This window comes from Ruegeria sp. CJ3, from assembly GCF_056536725.1.
The window spans coordinates 67575-83841 of the sequence record NZ_JBQFQE010000005.1; the positions used below are offsets into that span (position 1 = coordinate 67575).

A 16267-nucleotide genomic window follows, 5' to 3' on the forward strand; every position below is an offset into this window, starting at 1 on the left:
GTGGAGCATTCCACCGCCTTTTTTCATGTCCAGGTGACGCAGCCAAAGGCGTTTTAGTCCAGCCAGCCGCGCAGATTGTCCTCGACCACCTTGCCCAATGCCGCAATATGCGCGTCCTCATCATTGAGGCAGGGGATATAGGTGAACGATTCGCCGCCCGCTTCTTCAAAGCTTTCCTTGATCTCTTCGTTGATCTCTTCCAGCGTTTCGATGCAATCGGCGGAAAACGCCGGTGCGATGACGGCGATGTTCTTCTTTCCCTGACGCGCCAGATCGGCCACGTGATCGACGGTATAGGGTTTCAGCCACTCCTCGGGACCAAACCGCGACTGGAAGGTCGAGACCAGTTTATCATCCGACCAGCCCAGCCGCTCTCGCAGCAGCCTTGAGGTTTTGACGCATTGGCAGTGATAGGGATCGCCCTGCTGCAGATAGCGTTCCGGCATCCCGTGGTAGGAACAGACCAGAATATCCGGCTTGGCCTCCATGGCGGCATAGGCGCGCTCGACCGAGCCTGCCAGCGCGTCGATATAGGCGGGTTCGTCGAAATAGGCGGGCACCGTGCGGCTGGCCGGTTGCCACGGCTCGGCCATCAGGGCGCGGAAGAACTGGTCATTTGCGGTCGCCGTCGTGGCACCGGCATATTGCGGGTAGAGCGGGAAGAACAGGATGCGGTCGCAGCCCTCTGCCACCATCTCGCGCACCTTTGACGGGGTCGAGGGGTTACCATAACGCATGCAGAAATCGACCATAACCTGATCGCCGTATCTTTCTTGCAGCGCGCTGCGCAGTTTGGCGGTCTGATCCTTGGTGATCGTCATCAGCGGGCTTTCGCCCTTGTCGTGGTTCCAGATTGACTTGTATGCCTCACCCGAACTGAAGGGTCGCTTGGTCAGGATGATCGCCTGCAGGATCGGCTGCCATTTCCACGCGGGATAGTCGATGACGCGTTTGTCCGACAGAAACTCGTTCAGATAGCGCCGCATGGGCCAATAGCTGTAATCGTCCGGCGTGCCCAGATTGGCCAGCAGAACGCCGACGCGGCCCATCTTGACCTTGGGGTGGTCGGTTGGAGCATGGGTGGGGCGAGTGGCGTCAAACATATGAAGCTTCCTGAATTCTCTTGTTCCGGCCTGAGATAAAGGGAAATGCCGGGCCGTCAATCGGGCAGTTTGCCCTCTTCCGTTTTCAATGCCTCGGCCAGACGCATCTGGGCTGATCCGGGGCGCAGGGGTTTGGGTTGGCTGGCATCCGGGGACCAACCGGTCAGGCAGATGATCTCGAACGTGGCAGCCAGCCGTCCCGAGGTGGTGGTGAAATGATCGGCATAGATGCGCTGAGCGATCTCGAACACCGCGCGCCGCGTCGGGTGTTTCAGCCGGTCTGACAGAGCATTGGTCTCTCCCATATCCCGCAGATCGCGCATCAGGTGCCAGATATCCCGGTATTCTGCCCTCAGCGGCACGGAGTCCGCCACAGGCAGAGCCAGCCCGGCCCGCTGCAACAACCCGCCCAGATCGCGCAGCTCTCCCATGGGGGCAATGCGCGGGCTGAGGCCGCCGGTCACTTCGATCTCGGCCTGACCCAAGGCGGCGCGCAGCTCGTGCAGGGTTTCGCCGCCAAGGCAGACCACCAGCAGGAGCCCGTCGGGTTTCAGCGCGCGGTGGCATTGGATCAACTGCCCCACCGGATCATTGGCACAATGCAGCGCCATGGCGTGGATCACCAGATCATGCGCGCCGGGCTGCAGGGGCAGGGTATCGGCATCCTCGATGATTACCGCATCGGGCAGAACATCGCCCCAGAGCCCGGGAAACGGGCTGATGATCGCCGCGGCCGTAAAGGCTTTGTTAACCATGGAGAGGCGATCCTGCACCTCATCCACCGCCGCGCGGTGCAGAAACAGCGCCTCGTCGCGCGCGCGGGCGCGGTGCTGCCGGATGGCGGTGCGGTCAAACAGAGAGGGTGCAGTGGACTCGGGCAGTTTCATAGCTCGCAACTATCGCATGGCGCAGCGGATTCAAACCGCTATCGAGTTGATCTACCCGCCCCGCTGCATGGGGTGCGGAGACCTGACGGAGTCCGATTTCGGCCTCTGCGGGCAATGCTGGCGCGAGACGCCTTTCATCGGCGGCACGGTCTGCGAAAGCTGCGGTGTGCCTTTGCCGGGCGCGCGGGACGGGTTTCGGATCGACTGCGACGACTGCCTGAAAGCGCCGCCTCCCTGGCAAGACGGGCGCGCGGCGCTGCTCTATCAGGGCAAAGCGCGATCTTTGATCCTTGCGCTCAAACACGGCGACCGGCCCGAGCTGGCGCGACCTGCAGCACGGTGGATGGCGCGGGCGGGGCGTGAGTTGCTGAGGCCCAACATGCTGATCGCGCCGGTGCCGCTGCATTGGTCACGCCTGCTGAAGCGGCGGTATAACCAATCGGCGCTGCTGGCCCAGCATCTGGGGCGTGAGCTTGGCTTGCAGTGCGTGCCTGACCTGCTGCAGCGCATCAAACGGACCCCGGTGCTGGATAGCAAAACCGCGCAGGAACGGGCGGAGGTTCTGCAGCCTGCTATCGTGCCCCATGCCCGGCGTGGGCATCACATCAACGGGCGGGATATCCTGCTGGTCGATGACGTCATGACCTCTGGGGCGACCTTGGCCGCGTGTACGCGTGTGTGTCAGGCTGCAGGGGCAAATCATATTTTCGTGTTGGCTCTGGCGCGCGTTGCCAAGGATGCCTAATTCGCTCAAGATTGTGCGAAACCCGAAGGGACGGAATATGAAACCGGTCGAAATCTATACCTCGCCGCTATGCGGCTTTTGCCACGCGGCCAAACGCCTGCTGAAACAGAAAGGCGTCGAGTTCAAGGAAGTCGACGTGCTGATCCACCCCAAACGCAAGCCCGAGATGATCAAGCGCGCCGGTGGCAAACGCACCGTGCCACAAATCTTCATCGGCGCGCAGCATGTGGGCGGCTGCGACGACCTTTACGAACTTGAGCGTCAGGGCAAGCTGGACCGTCTGCTGGCGGCATGAAGACAGCGCTGCTGCAGATCACATCGTCGGACGATCCGACCGAGAATCTGGACATGGTGCGCGCCCTGATGGCCGAGGCGGCAGATCAGGGCGCGCGCTTTATCCTGACGCCCGAAGTAACGAACTGCGTCTCGACCAGCACCACGCGACAGCGCGAGGTTCTGCAGCACGAAGAAGATGACATCACGCTGGCGGGTCTGCGTTATCAGGCCGCTGCGCTGGGCGTGTGGCTGCTGATCGGCTCGCTGGCGATCAAGACCCACGACGCCGATGGGCGCTTTGCCAACCGCTCTTTCATGATCGACCCGCAGGGGCAGATCGTGGCGCGATATGACAAGATCCATATGTTCGACGTGCAGGTCACAGAATCCGAGACCTTCCGCGAATCGAAGAACTACCGCCCCGGCGACCGGGCTGTGATTGCGCAGACCGATTTCGGTAAGGTCGGTCTGACCATCTGCTACGACATCCGCTTTCCACATCTCTATGCCGCTTTGGCGCAGGCAGGGGCACGTATTTTGACCGTCCCGGCGGCGTTCTCGCCCGTGACTGGCGCGGCGCATTGGCAATCTCTGCTGCGCGCGCGGGCGATTGAGACCGGCTGTTGGGTGCTGGCGCCCGCCCAGACCGGAGAGCACCCGAAAACGCGCGGCAAGACCCGCTACACCCACGGCCACAGCATGGTTGTCGCCCCGTGGGGAGAGGTGCTGATCGACGCAGGCACCGATCCGGGCATTCACATTTTCGATTTGGATGATAGTTCTGTGACAGAGGCGCGCCGCCGCGTGCCCTCACTGACTCACCTGCGGCCTTTTGACGGGCCCTGATCCAGAACCGGACTAATGACGGACGAGAAAAACGCCCTTGCGGTCACGCTGTTCAGCGAGATTCTGACTGCAGACCAATTGTTGCGCAACCGGCTGAGCCGGGTGCTGCCCAAGGGCATGGAAATCTCGCATTTCTCGGTGTTGAACCACCTTGTCTATGTGGGCGACGAGCGGACGCCTGCACAACTGGCCAGCACCTTCCACGTCACGCGCGGGGCGATGACCAACACCTTGGCCAAGCTGGAATGGGCCGGGTACATCCACATCCGCCCCGACTGGGACGACGCCCGCCGCAAGATGGTCGCCATCAGCCCCGCAGGTCGCCGCGCGCGTGATCAGGCGATTTCCTCGATTGCCCCACTGATAAACCGCGTGGTCGGGGAGTTGGGGCTGGAGCGGGTGCGGAGTACCTTGCCGGTGCTGCGGGATTTGCGGTTGCAGTTGGAGGGGGAGTAGAAGACAACTCTACTTTTCCCAGATCGCCCGCCAATCGGTATGAGGGCCAATTGTAGTTAAATGGCTGGTGTCAATGAAACGTGAAGATGGAATTTCACGTCTGCATCGATCGACATATTTTAGAATGCTCTCGTAAATCTCGGCGCTATCGGCGTCGTGCCGAAAATTAATTTCGGCGGCAAGTTTGTAGTCTCGAAAAGCGAACACCTTCTTTCTGGTTCTTCGCGTTCGTCGTTTCTCCGAAGTGAAATACTCTCCGCGAACTTGAGTGCCCAAAAAGTACAACCGAATGTAGCCGACGATCTCATTAAAGACCCAAGGCCCGTATGTGTCGTGCAAGTGCTGACCACGTTGCTTTCGCGACCGCTCAATGATCTCTGAGCTCACTTCGTTCCAGATTGGGTCACCAAACGCGCGGTCTCTTTCTGCATCTAGTGTAGATTGATATTCTGCCTTTGGAAGCCGGTAGACGGGCACGTCAAAGAAGCACTTCATATCAAGAATGCTTCACACTCGCCGTCACATAATTCACGCTCAAATCCCGGTCCGAGATCGACCAGCTCCACAGGATCGGGTTGAACACGAAGCCCTTGCGGTCCACTGGCTCCAGCCCGGCTTGGCGCAGCAGGTCGAACAGCTCATCGGGAGTTATGAACTTGTTCCATTCATGCGTGCCGCGTGGCAGCCAGCGCATGACGACCTCGGCCCCAAAGATGGCCATGGCATAGGACTTCGGGTTGCGGTTGATGGTTGAGCAGATCAGCAACCCGCCCGGTTTCAGCAACTGTTGCGAGGCTGTCAGGAAGCCCAAAGGGTCGGCCACATGCTCGACCACCTCCATGTTCAGCACCACGTCGAATTGTTCGCCTGCGGCGGCCATGTCCTCAGCGGTGGTGTGGCGATAGTCGATTTCCAGCCCCGATTGTTCCGCATGGATGCGCGCGACGGGCAGGTTGCCCTCGGCGGCATCGGCGCCTACGACGGTGGCACCCAGACGCGCCATCGGTTCGCTCAGCAGCCCGCCACCGCAGCCGATATCCAGCAGGCGCAGGCCCTCAAACGGGCGCGAATCCTTCAGATCGCGGTCAAACTCCCCCGCGATTTGCTGGGTGATATAGTCCAGACGACAGGGGTTCAGCATGTGCAGCGGCTTGAATTTCCCATGCGGGTCCCACCATTCTGCGGCCATCGCCTCAAATTTTGCGATCTCGGACGGGTCAACCGTGTTCGGATGCGCTTGCATTCCTGTCTCCGTGTGCTCTTTTACGCTTAAGGACTATATAGGGCCATAATGGACAAGTACCCGGACCAAAAGCGCGCAGTTCAATATCTGTACCCGCCGATCGATCCTTTTGATCAGCGGATGGTCGATATGGGCGATGGGCACCGTATTTATGTGGAGCAATGCGGCAATCCCGACGGGATTCCGGTGGTGATTCTGCATGGCGGCCCCGGCGGCGGCTGCAGCCCGGCCATGCGGCGGTATTTCGATCCCAAAGCCTATCGGGTGATTCTGTTTGATCAGCGCGGCTGTGGCCGGTCGCGGCCCACGGCTTCGGTCGAAAACAACACGACCTGGCATCTGGTGGCGGATATCGAGCGTCTGCGCAAATTGTTCGACATCGAGGACTGGATCGTCTTCGGCGGCAGTTGGGGGGCGACTCTGGCGCTGATCTATGCGCAGACCCATCCTGACCGGGTCAACCGTCTGGTGCTGCGCGGCGTGTTTCTGGCCACGCAGGCCGAGCTGGACTGGTTCTATGGCGGCGGCGCGGGCAAGTTCTGGCCCGAGCAATGGGCCAAATTCACCTCGCTGCTGCCCGAACACGAGGTGAGCGATGCGATCGCCGCCTATAACAAACGCCTGTTCTCTGGGGATCGCGCGACCGAGATACTTTACGCCCGCGCGTGGTCGCATTGGGAAAACGCGCTGGCCTCGATCCACACCAACGGGTCGGTGGGCGAAAGCCCCGGTGAATATGCGCGCACCTTCGCCCGGCTTGAGAATCACTATTTCACTAACAAGGCCTTCCTTGAATATGATGGCCAGATTCTGGATCAGATGGACCGTATCGCCGATATCCCCGGCCATATCGTGCAGGGGCGCTATGACATGATCTGTCCACCGCAGGCCGCGTGGAATCTGTCGCAGCGCTGGCCCAATGTCGAACTTAAGATGGTGCGGCAGGCCGGGCACGCTTTGTCGGAACCGGGGATCAGCGCTGAACTGGTCCGGATCATGGATCGCGTGGCCGAGGGGGTGGCATGACCCGGATCGACCGTCGTGCGTTGTTTGCCTCGGGTGCTGCTGCTGCGTTGCTGGCGGCCACAGGGGCGTCGCTGGCCGATACGCCGAAACAGGGCGGTACGCTGCGACTGGCGGTGCCGCGTGACAACAGTCTGGAGCAGGTGGCGCGGGGCGCGGTTTTTGACACGCTGACCGAGATCGCCCCCGACGGCACATTGCGCGGAGAGCTGGCGACCAGTTGGCAGACCGATGCTGAAGCCCGGACCTGGAGCTTTGATCTGCGCAAGGATGCGTTATTCCACGATGGCGCAAAGCTCGACATCAACGATGTTCTCGCCGTCTTGGATAAGGTCGGGCTGGCCGAAGCCGTTTCGCCCTATCGCGTGCAACTGCGTCTGTCAGAGGGCAACCCGGGGCTGCCATTCCTACTGGCTGGCCCTCGCTTTGTCATCACGCGCTCGGGTGAGGGCGTGACACCTTTGGCCAGTGCCAACGGCACCGGCTGCTACAGGGTTGAGCGGGCTGAGGATGAACGTCATTTCCGCGCGCGCAGGGTTGCTGATCATTATAAGGCCGGATCGGCGGGTTGGGCCGATACCATCGAGATCATCGTGATCCCCGACGCCAAGGTGCGGGCCGAGGCGTTGCGCGATGGCTATGTGGATATCGCCGCATTGCCTGCTGGCGCGGATCTGATTGCGCAGCGGGGCCTGCGGTATCATCCGTCGCAGGCCGAGATGGCGCTGGCCGTGGCCGCGCATGTCGGGATGCCGCGCCAGATTGGCAAGGCTGCGCTGGACGATGGTCGCATCGCTGAACGGTGGTGGTTGGCCTAAAACGCATCACGATTTTCACCGGGGGTTGCAGACTCGGAAACTCCTGCGTATATGCATTTGCAACAGCGGCGCGTTGGACTTCTGGTCCAAGGCTCCACCGGAAAGTACGACGGGCCGCGCGCCCGTTTTTTTGTGCCCGATTGAAGGGTAGAGACCCGAATGACAAACGACCTGATAGCCAAAGCTGCCATCGACCGGCGACTGGCCGAGATCATCACCCCCGTGATCGAAGATCTGGGGTATGAGCTTGTGCGCATCCGCCTGATGAGCGGCAAGACCACTACGATGCAGATCATGGCGGACAAGCCCGATGGCGGTATCGAAGTGGATGATTGTGCCGAGATTTCCAATGCCGTCAGCGCCACGCTGGACGTCGAGGACCCGATTTTGGACGCCTATACGCTGGAAGTATCCAGCCCCGGTATCGACCGGCCTTTGACCCGTCTCAAAGACTTTGAGACGTTTGAGGGGTATGAGGCCAAGATCGAAACCGCCGAACTGATCGACGGCCGCCGCCGGTTCAAGGGTGAGCTGGCCGGGATCGAGGGGGATGAGGTTCTGATCAACATCCCCGAGGGGGATGAGACCATCACAATCGGTCTGCAATTCGACTGGCTGAGTGATGCCAAGCTGGTCCTGACCGATGACCTGATCAAGGAAATGCTGCGCCAGCGCAAAGATGCCGGCGCCCTGAACGAAAACGCTTTCGACGAGATTGAGACCGAAGGGTCCGAAGAGGAGACGAACTGATGGCAATCACCTCAGCCAACCAGCTGGAGCTGCTGCAGACCGCCGAGGCCGTGGCCCGCGAAAAGATGATCGACCCCGGTCTGGTTGTCGAAGCGATGGAGGAATCGCTCGCCCGCGCCGCCAAGAGCCGCTACGGCGCCGAGATGGACATCCGCGTGTCCATCGACCGCAAGACCGGCAAAGCGACCTTTACCCGCGTCCGCACCGTGGTCGAGGATGAGGAGCTTGAGAACTATCAGGCTGAGATGACCGTCGATCAGGCGAAACAGTACATGGAATCGCCCGAGGTTGGTGACGTCTTTGTCGAAGAGGTCCCGCCGGTTGAAATGGGACGCATCGCGGCACAATCCGCCAAGCAGGTGATCCTGCAAAAGGTGCGCGAAGCGGAACGTGACCGTCAGTACGAAGAGTTCAAAGATCGCGCAGGCACCATTATCAACGGTGCAGTCAAGCGCGAGGAATTCGGCAATGTCATCGTCGATCTGGGTGGTGCCGAGGCCGTCCTGCGCCGCAATGACAAGATCGGTCGCGAAAGCTATCGCCCGAATGACCGCGTGCGTGCGTACATCAAAGAGGTTCGCCGCGAGGTGCGTGGTCACCAGATCTTCCTGTCGCGCACAGCGCCGGAATTCATGGCCGAGCTGTTCAAGATGGAAGTGCCGGAAATCTATGACGGCATCATCGAGGTCAAGGCCGTGGCCCGTGACCCCGGTTCGCGCGCCAAGATTGCCGTGATCTCGTATGATGGTTCGATTGATCCCGTCGGTGCCTGCGTTGGTATGCGCGGCAGCCGCGTGCAGGCCGTCGTGAACGAACTGCAGGGTGAAAAGATCGACATCATCCCGTGGAACGAAGATCAGCCGACTTTCCTGGTGAACGCGCTGCAGCCCGCCGAGGTTTCCAAGGTGGTTCTGGACGAAGAAGCGGGCAAGATCGAAGTTGTGGTGCCCGAGGAACAACTGTCCCTCGCCATCGGTCGTCGTGGTCAGAACGTGCGTCTGGCCAGCCAGCTGACCAATCTGGACATCGACATCATGACCGAAGCCGAAGAATCGGCGCGTCGCCAGAAAGAATTCGAAGCCCGCACCCAGCTGTTCATGGAAACACTGGATCTGGATGAATTCTTTGCCCAGCTGCTGGTGTCCGAAGGCTTCACCAACCTGGAAGAAGTTGCCTATGTCGAGATCGAGGAACTGCTGGTCATCGACGGTGTGGACGAAGGCACCGCGCAGGAATTGCAGACCCGCGCGCGTGAGTTCCTTGAGGCACAGGCCAAGGCAGCTCTGGATGCGGCGCGTGCGCTGGGGGCCGAGGACAGCCTTATTGAATTCGAAGGCCTGACACCCCAGATGGTAGAGGCGCTGGCCAAGGACGATGTGAAGACGTTGGAAGACTTCGCAACCTGTGCCGACTGGGAACTGGCCGGTGGCTGGACCACGGTCGATGGCGAACGCATCAAGGATGACGGTGTTCTGGAACCTTTCGGCGTCACGCTGGAAGAGGCTCAGGATCTGGTCATGACCGCGCGCATCATGTTGGGCTGGGTTGATCCGGCTGAACTGGAGCAGGCCGAAGAAGACGGCGAAATCGCTGAGGAGGCCGAGGCCTGATCTCAGGCCTCGGGTGGCGCACATGGGTCGCGGTGGCGTCCATAAGGATCGGTCGGAAGGCCCTGAGCGCAAGTGCATCGCCACGGGCGAGGTTCAGCCCAAATACGGGCTGATCCGCTTCGTGACGGGGCCGGATGGTCAGGTCTATCCGGATGTCGCGGCGAAACTGCCGGGGCGCGGGGTTTATGTGGCGGCGGATCGTGCCGCGCTGGACAAGGCCGTTGGCAAGAAACTGTTCTCGCGCGGGTTCAAGGCGCAGGTGAGCGCGTCGAAGGACCTGACGGATGAGGTCGAAAAACAGATCGCGCGCCGTGTGGTTGAAATGCTCAGCCTGGCGCGCAAGTCCGGTGACGCGGTTGCCGGGTATGAAAAGGTCAAGACGTGGCTGGACCGGGAAGAGGCTCAGGTCCTGTTGCAGGCCAGCGATGGGTCGGGGCGCGGCAAGTCGAAACTCAGCACGCCGCACTTCGGCAAATACATCGGCTGGCTGACGGCGGATGAGCTGGGGGCGGCATTTGGGCGCCAAACCGTGATTCATGCGGCGTTGGCCTCTGGCGGACTCGCCAAACGTGTTGTAGAGGAAGCGCAGCGCCTGCGTGGCTTGCGCGAAACGGATGACGGCGGCAAGGGCCGCGCGGAAGGGTAAGAAGCTTTATGAGCGATAGTGACGGCAAAAAGACATTGGGTCTTCGTGGTGGGGCGCGCCCCGGGAATGTGAAACAGAGTTTCAGCCACGGACGCACCAAGAATGTCGTGGTGGAGACCAAACGCAAACGCGTGGTCGTACCCAAGCCGGGCGCGACCAAACCAAGTGGCGGGGCCGCTCCGGCGGGTGATCCTTCGCGTCGTCCGGCAGGCATTTCCGATGCAGAAATGGCGCGCCGTATGAAGGCGTTGCAGGCCGCCAAGGCGCGCGAGGTCGAAGAGGCCGCGCAGCGTGAAGCCGAAGAGAAGGCGCGCGAGGAAGAACGCGCACGCCGCCGGGCCGAACAAGAAGCCAAGGAACGCGAACAGCGCGAGGCTGAAGAAAAGGCGCGTGCCAAGGCCGAAGAGGAAGAACGCAAGCGCAAAGAGGCGGAAGAAGCCGCCCATCGCGCTGCTGCCGCACCCGCACCGGCAGAGCAGCCCAAAGCGGCCCGTAGCCCGGCCAGCAAGCCGGCGCCTGCTGCGACACCGCGCAAGCAGGACCGTGAACGCGATCAGCGTGGCAACCGTGGCAAGGGTCGCGACGACAACCGTCGCTCGGGCAAGCTGACACTGGGTCAGGCCACGGGTGGCGAAGGCAACCGCCAGCGGTCAATGGCCGCGATGAAGCGCAAGCAAGAGCGGGCGCGCCAGAAAGCCATGGGTGGTACGGTCGAGCGGGAAAAGGTGATCCGCGACGTGCAGTTGCCCGAGGCTATTGTGGTTTCGGAACTGGCGAACCGTATGGCCGAGCGTGTGGCTGACGTAGTGAAATCGCTTATGAACATGGGCATGATGGTCACGCAGAACCAGACCATCGACGCCGACACTGCGGAACTGATCATCGAAGAATTTGGCCACAAGGTCACTCGTGTCTCTGATTCTGATGTCGAGGACGTCATCAAAGAGGTTGAAGATACCGATGATGATCTGCAGCCCCGCCCGCCGGTCATCACGATCATGGGTCACGTTGACCACGGTAAGACCTCGCTGCTGGATGCGATCCGTGACGCGCGCGTTGTTGCTGGTGAGGCCGGGGGTATCACCCAGCATATCGGTGCCTATCAGGTAAAAACCGATGGCGGCACCACGCTGACTTTCCTGGATACCCCGGGCCACGCGGCGTTTACGTCGATGCGCTCGCGCGGTGCCCAGGTCACGGATATCGTGGTTCTGGTTGTTGCGGCTGATGACGCAGTGATGCCGCAGACGATCGAGGCGATCAACCACGCCAAAGCGGCCGAAGTGCCGATGATCGTGGCGATCAACAAGGTCGACAAGCCGGACGCGAACCCGGACAAGGTCCGCACCGATCTGTTGCAGCACGAAGTCATCGTCGAGAAGATGTCGGGTGAGGTTCAGGACGTCGAAGTCTCTGCCATCACCGGTCAGGGTCTGGACGAGCTGCTGGAAGCCATTGCGCTACAGGCCGAGATTCTGGAACTGAAAGCAAACCCCGACCGCGCCGCCCAAGGTGCCGTGATCGAGGCGCAGCTGGATGTGGGCCGGGGTCCCGTTGCCACCGTTCTGGTTCAGAACGGCACGCTGCGCCAGGGCGATATCTTTGTTGTGGGTGAGCAGTACGGTAAGGTCCGTGCGCTGATCAACGACAAAGGCGACCGCGTCAAAGAAGCTGGTCCCTCAGTTCCGGTCGAGGTTCTGGGTCTCAACGGCACGCCCGAAGCAGGCGACGTTCTGAACGTGACCGAGACCGAAGCGCAAGCCCGTGAGATTGCCGCCTATCGTGAGCAGGCCGCCAAGGACAAACGCGCCGCCGCCGGTGCCGCGACCACCCTTGAGCAGCTGATGCAGAAGGCCAAGGAAGACGAAAACGTCACCGAGCTGCCGATTCTGATGAAAGCGGACGTACAAGGCTCGGCCGAAGCTATCGTTCAGGCGATGGAGAAGATCGGCAACGACGAAGTGCGTGTGCGCGTTCTTCACTCTGGCGTTGGTGCGATCACTGAAACGGATGTCGGTCTGGCCGAAGCCTCGGGCGCACCGATCTTTGGTTTCAACGTGCGTGCCAATGCCTCGGCGCGGAACACGGCGAACCAGAAGGGCGTTGAGATCCGCTATTACTCGGTGATCTATGACCTCGTCGACGACGTGAAAGCGGCCGCATCGGGCTTGCTGAGCGCCGAAATCCGCGAGAAATTCATCGGCTACGCAGAGATCCGCGAAGTCTTCAAGGTCACTGGCGTCGGCAAGGTTGCTGGCTGTCTGGTCACAGAAGGTGTTGCCCGCCGCTCGGCTGGCGTACGTCTGCTGCGCGACAACGTGGTGATCCACGAAGGCACGCTGAAAACGCTCAAACGCTTCAAGGACGAAGTGAACGAGGTTCAGTCGGGTCAGGAATGCGGTATGGCGTTCGAGAACTACGACGATATCCGCGCAGGCGACGTGATCGAGATTTTCGAGCGCGAAGAAGTCACCCGCACGCTGGACTGATACCGGTTCAAATTAAAACAGGAAGCAGCGGCTCAATTGGGCCGCTGTTTTTGTTGTGAAGCCTTGCGGCCTTTGATTTTCGAGATTTAGTTTGAAAGTCAATATCTTATAGGTTTGACGGTCTTTGGTGTTCCATCCGTTGCCTTGGAGCCCAATGGATGCACTTTTTTGCGGTACCGCCATATTCGCTCCACAATTCATTCGCCCTATAGGTGATGTGCCGTCACTTGATTCAATGTTTCGTTTAGGAAGAGTAAGAGATGCTTCGCAATCTTTTCAAATCCCGCCAGCACCGGCATGAGATATTTGTTCCTGCATCTGTGCTCGCACAGGACGCGAAAGAATACGCTCTTGTTGGCTCAGTTGTCAGTTGGGTGAACGCTGTGCGTGATCGGGGTGCCTACTCCGCCGATGAGATCGTGGAGGAAGCACAAGAGGCATACAATGCCGACTATTACTATGCACAGGTATGCAATGGGGGTCATTCCCAATTCCGGCACAATTCACAGATGGACCCTATGACGCTGGCTTTTGCGCAGAGTGGTCTGAAAAATGCAGGACTGACGGAGCTGGCGGCATGTTTGGGTGCGCTTATCGAAGCCCCAGAGATGGAAAGCGCCGCTTTGGAAGCGCTGGATTCCCGGTTTTTTGCGGCTTATTCAGACTATCACAAACGGATAAACGCTTGGCTTCAGCCGTGCGTACGTGTGGTGCCGGATGGGGATTACCCTGCGAAATTGGAACAATTCCTGAAACTGGACGGAGCCCGAGGTCAACGTTTTCGGGACCGCGAAGCTGTGGGCCTTCAGGCCAAGATTGAGAATGCTCAACTCGCGGGCTACGCACAGGTAGCATATGAGGTTACGGGTGGCCTATTCCTTGGTGTGCGCCCTGGTAGTTTTGCAAGCGTTTTTGGCCAGCAAACAGTGATCTGGGGTATCCCTGTGCGTACCGAGCAGGGAGAAGAGACTGTCTTCAACGGGATGGATGTGGCCGAGAGGTTTCTGCTTGTCCCGAAAATGCCGAAAGAGACCGTGGAAACAGAAGAGCAGCTTCTTGCCCTGTTCAACTCTGGTCGCAATCTGAAGAAGGAAGTCGTAGTCCAATATTGCGAACTGGCACGAAAAGAGCGTCTGGGCCTGATCGCTGCGCTCTTGCTTGACATGGCGCCTGATCTGTCATCGCAGGATGTTGTCGCTTTGCACCTGATGATCGACAATGACCCTGAAAGAAAAGGGCGCTATGTGGCGATCCATTGCGCAAGTCACAACAGGCCTTTCGTCCTTCGTATCGATGATTCCAAAACGATGATCATCAGCTTGGCTGACAAGGCGGCCATAGCTGTCTTGAGCAATCGCGAGGTAAGGAAAGCGCTGCGTCAGTTCGATGCTCGGAATCGTGTCCACTAACTTTTCTGGCTTTGAAGAGGTGCAAGTTCCGAGACTGCCTCTGACGCAAGCAAATAACAGTTGCAGTCAGGTGCATCACAAGCCGCCCCCGGAGGTTGAGCTGAAGCAGCTATTTTCCGGGGCTGCTACGGCTGTACGTTCGTAGGGCTTGAGTCGGTTTGTGAAACCAAGGCCAGATTTGTCTGAGGTCAAACCCCCGACTACCGCGATCCCGCCAGAAACGTGCACGAGGGCATGATGATGTCGAAGTGATGCTTGCCCCGCTGCAAGTCAAAGCTGACCGAATGCCCCGCTTTGCGCAGCAATTCGGCATAGTCGCGGCTTTGCCGAATGAACTCGGGCGTGTCGCGTTCGGCGACCGTCACCCGGTATCGTGGCCCGGGTGTTGGCAGGTGCAGGCAGGGCGACAGATCGTTGATCTCGACCTTGCTGAGTTGCAGCGGGTCGTTCACCGGGGTCAGGCTGATCGGCTCAAGGTCGAACACGCCGCTGATGAGGATCACATTGCGTACCCTCAGCCCCGCCTGCGCCAGCGCGTTGGATGAGGTTGCCATCACCATCGCTGCCAGATGCGCCCCGGCGCTGTGGCCCGAAAGCGTGACATGCGACGGGTCAAATCCCAGCGTTTCGGCCTGCGTCGCCAGCCAAAGTAAGGCGTTGCGGCATTCCTCGACCATCTGCCCCAGACGGGCATCGGGGGCCAGCGTATAGTTCAGCGTGGCAAAGGCCTGCCCGTTCTCGTGCAGCACCGGGGCCATCAGCGCCGAGTCTCGCTGGCTGAGCGCCTGCCAATAACCGCCATGGATGAACACATGCAGCGGGGCCTTTGCCCCTGCGGCAGGGAAATAGTCCAGCACCTGCGTCGGGCTGTCGCCATAGGCGAGGTTTTCCTGCACCTCCAGATCGGCCCGCGCCTGCGCGCTGAGGGCCGCATAGCTGGCCAGATAGGGCGTCAGATCGCCGCCGACCATCGAACTGGGTGCATATTCCTGCTCCAGCTCATCCTGTGAAAACCCGCGATACAGCATCAGTCCCCCGCATACATCAGTTCGGAGCGCATGTCGTAGAGGTCGTGGAAGAACCGCAACTCCAACGCCTTGCGCAGAAAGGCCACACCGCTGGAGCCGCCGGTGCCGGGCTGCATCCCGATCACCCGTTCCACGGCGGTGGCATGGTCAAACCGCCAGCGCTGGAACAGTGATTCCACATCCATCAGCTTTTCGGCCAGCGCGTAAAGGTCCCAGTATTTGTCAGTGTTACGGAACACCTGGACCCATATTTTCACGATGCGCGGGTCGCCGGAATAGGGCTGGGCATAGTCCCGCTCGATCAGGTCCTGCGGCACGTCGAACCCCTGACGGGCCAGCATGTGCAGCACCTCGTCATACAGCGAGGGTTTGGTGAGCGCGGCGTTCAGCATCTCCATCACCTCGGGGTCGTGTTCGTGAACCTTCAGGGTCGAGACATCCTTGTTGCCCAGAATGAACTCGATCTGACGGTAGCCATAGCTTTGAAAGCCCGAAGAATTGCCCAGTGCCTGCCGAAAGGTCATGTAATCGGCAGGGGTCATGGTCAGCAGCGTCTCCCACGCCGCGATCAGCTGCCGCTGGATCGCCTTGATCCGGTCGAGGTTCTTCATCGCCGGGCCAAAATCGTCCTGCTGCAGAAAGCGGCGCACCTCGACCAGTTGGTGGTGCATCAGCTTCAGCCACAACTCGCTGACCTGATGGATGATGATGAACAGCATCTCATCGGGTTGGGCGGGGTCCTGAAAGGTCTTTTGCAGGTTCAGCAGCGTCTTGAGCTGCAGGAAATCGCCATAGCTTTTGCGGTGGGTTTCTGCAAAATCCGTGACCAGCGTGTCTTCGATCCCGCGTTTAAGAAAGCGGTCGTCCTTGTCGCTCATGAGCTCCCTCTCAGGTGGTGTCTTGCCCCTGTTTAGGACCTCATTTTGCAACTTTCCAGA

Annotated in this window: 16 protein-coding genes; 11 read left to right on the forward strand and 5 right to left on the reverse strand. The window is 60.1% G+C overall.

Annotation, left to right across the window (positions count from 1 at the left end; all coding sequences use genetic code 11):
- Nucleotides 1-53: 53 nt before the first annotated feature.
- Together hemH and ACR0J1_RS10635 are read right to left on the reverse strand one after the other, a co-directional pair.
- Nucleotides 54-1103 (reverse strand): ferrochelatase, encoded by a 1050-nt coding sequence (gene hemH / locus ACR0J1_RS10630; protein WP_480732808.1) that lies wholly within the window; start codon nt 1101-1103, stop codon nt 54-56.
- A 56-nt stretch (nt 1104-1159) separates the two neighbouring features.
- Complete coding sequence (locus ACR0J1_RS10635; protein WP_480732809.1) at nt 1160-1990, reverse strand: methyltransferase domain-containing protein; 831 nt, start codon at nt 1988-1990, stop codon at nt 1160-1162.
- A gap of 16 nt (nt 1991-2006) precedes the next feature.
- Here ACR0J1_RS10635 and ACR0J1_RS10640 point away from each other — a divergent pair, with 16 nt between their 5' ends.
- The 4 genes from ACR0J1_RS10640 to ACR0J1_RS10655 are packed head-to-tail and all read left to right on the forward strand — an operon-like array spanning nt 2007 to nt 4313.
- The gene (locus ACR0J1_RS10640; protein ID WP_480732810.1) at nt 2007-2735 is read left to right on the forward strand and encodes a double zinc ribbon domain-containing protein; all 729 of its coding nucleotides are present in this window, start codon (nt 2007-2009) and stop codon (nt 2733-2735) included.
- A gap of 37 nt (nt 2736-2772) precedes the next feature.
- Entirely contained in the window at nt 2773-3030 is a 258-nt protein-coding gene (grxC, locus tag ACR0J1_RS10645) for a glutaredoxin 3 (protein ID WP_480732811.1), read from the forward strand.
- Nucleotides 3027-3857 (forward strand): carbon-nitrogen hydrolase family protein, encoded by an 831-nt coding sequence (locus ACR0J1_RS10650; protein WP_480732812.1) that lies wholly within the window; start codon nt 3027-3029, stop codon nt 3855-3857. The genes grxC and ACR0J1_RS10650 overlap by 4 nt, the downstream gene beginning before the upstream one ends.
- A gap of 15 nt (nt 3858-3872) precedes the next feature.
- Nucleotides 3873-4313, forward strand: a complete 441-nt coding sequence (locus ACR0J1_RS10655) for a MarR family winged helix-turn-helix transcriptional regulator (protein ID WP_480732813.1) — start codon at nt 3873-3875, stop codon at nt 4311-4313.
- A 496-nt stretch (nt 4314-4809) separates the two neighbouring features.
- Here the strand turns inward: ACR0J1_RS10655 and ubiG are convergent, their stop codons facing one another.
- On the reverse strand, nt 4810-5556 hold the full coding sequence (gene ubiG, locus ACR0J1_RS10660) for a bifunctional 2-polyprenyl-6-hydroxyphenol methylase/3-demethylubiquinol 3-O-methyltransferase UbiG (RefSeq protein ID WP_480732814.1): 747 nt from the start codon (nt 5554-5556) through the stop codon (nt 4810-4812).
- Nucleotides 5557-5604: 48 nt separating this feature from the next.
- On the opposite strand from ubiG, the gene pip reads away from it, so the two are divergent.
- The 7 genes from pip to ACR0J1_RS10695 all read left to right on the forward strand — a co-directional run bounded on the left by pip (nt 5605) and on the right by ACR0J1_RS10695 (nt 14301).
- A complete protein-coding gene (pip, locus tag ACR0J1_RS10665; protein WP_480732815.1) occupies nt 5605-6582 on the forward strand; it encodes a prolyl aminopeptidase in 978 nt (325 codons plus the stop codon).
- On the forward strand, nt 6579-7397 hold the full coding sequence (locus ACR0J1_RS10670; RefSeq protein WP_480732816.1) for an ABC transporter substrate-binding protein: 819 nt from the start codon (nt 6579-6581) through the stop codon (nt 7395-7397). Before pip ends, ACR0J1_RS10670 begins: the two co-directional genes overlap by 4 nt.
- 159 nt (nt 7398-7556) lie before the next feature.
- The gene (rimP, locus tag ACR0J1_RS10675) at nt 7557-8147 is read left to right on the forward strand and encodes a ribosome maturation factor RimP (RefSeq protein WP_010442531.1); all 591 of its coding nucleotides are present in this window, start codon (nt 7557-7559) and stop codon (nt 8145-8147) included.
- Nucleotides 8147-9757: a transcription termination factor NusA gene (nusA, locus tag ACR0J1_RS10680; RefSeq protein WP_480732817.1), complete on the forward strand. Its 1611-nt coding sequence runs from the start codon at nt 8147-8149 to the stop codon at nt 9755-9757. Before rimP ends, nusA begins: the two co-directional genes overlap by 1 nt.
- 22 nt (nt 9758-9779) lie before the next feature.
- Complete coding sequence (locus ACR0J1_RS10685) at nt 9780-10403, forward strand: RNA-binding protein (protein ID WP_480732818.1); 624 nt, start codon at nt 9780-9782, stop codon at nt 10401-10403.
- A gap of 8 nt (nt 10404-10411) precedes the next feature.
- Entirely contained in the window at nt 10412-12892 is a 2481-nt protein-coding gene (infB, locus tag ACR0J1_RS10690; protein WP_480732819.1) for a translation initiation factor IF-2, read from the forward strand.
- Between the two features lie 260 nt (nt 12893-13152).
- Nucleotides 13153-14301, forward strand: a complete 1149-nt coding sequence (locus ACR0J1_RS10695) for a DMP19 family protein (RefSeq protein WP_480732820.1) — start codon at nt 13153-13155, stop codon at nt 14299-14301.
- Nucleotides 14302-14501: 200 nt separating this feature from the next.
- Here ACR0J1_RS10695 and ACR0J1_RS10700 read toward each other — a convergent pair whose 3' ends face one another.
- Both ACR0J1_RS10700 and ACR0J1_RS10705 read right to left on the reverse strand, forming a co-directional pair.
- The gene (locus ACR0J1_RS10700) at nt 14502-15329 is read right to left on the reverse strand and encodes an alpha/beta hydrolase (RefSeq protein ID WP_480732821.1); all 828 of its coding nucleotides are present in this window, start codon (nt 15327-15329) and stop codon (nt 14502-14504) included.
- A complete protein-coding gene (locus ACR0J1_RS10705; protein WP_480732822.1) occupies nt 15329-16207 on the reverse strand; it encodes a tryptophan 2,3-dioxygenase in 879 nt (292 codons plus the stop codon). The genes ACR0J1_RS10700 and ACR0J1_RS10705 overlap by 1 nt, the downstream gene beginning before the upstream one ends.
- Nucleotides 16208-16267 lie beyond the last annotated feature (60 nt).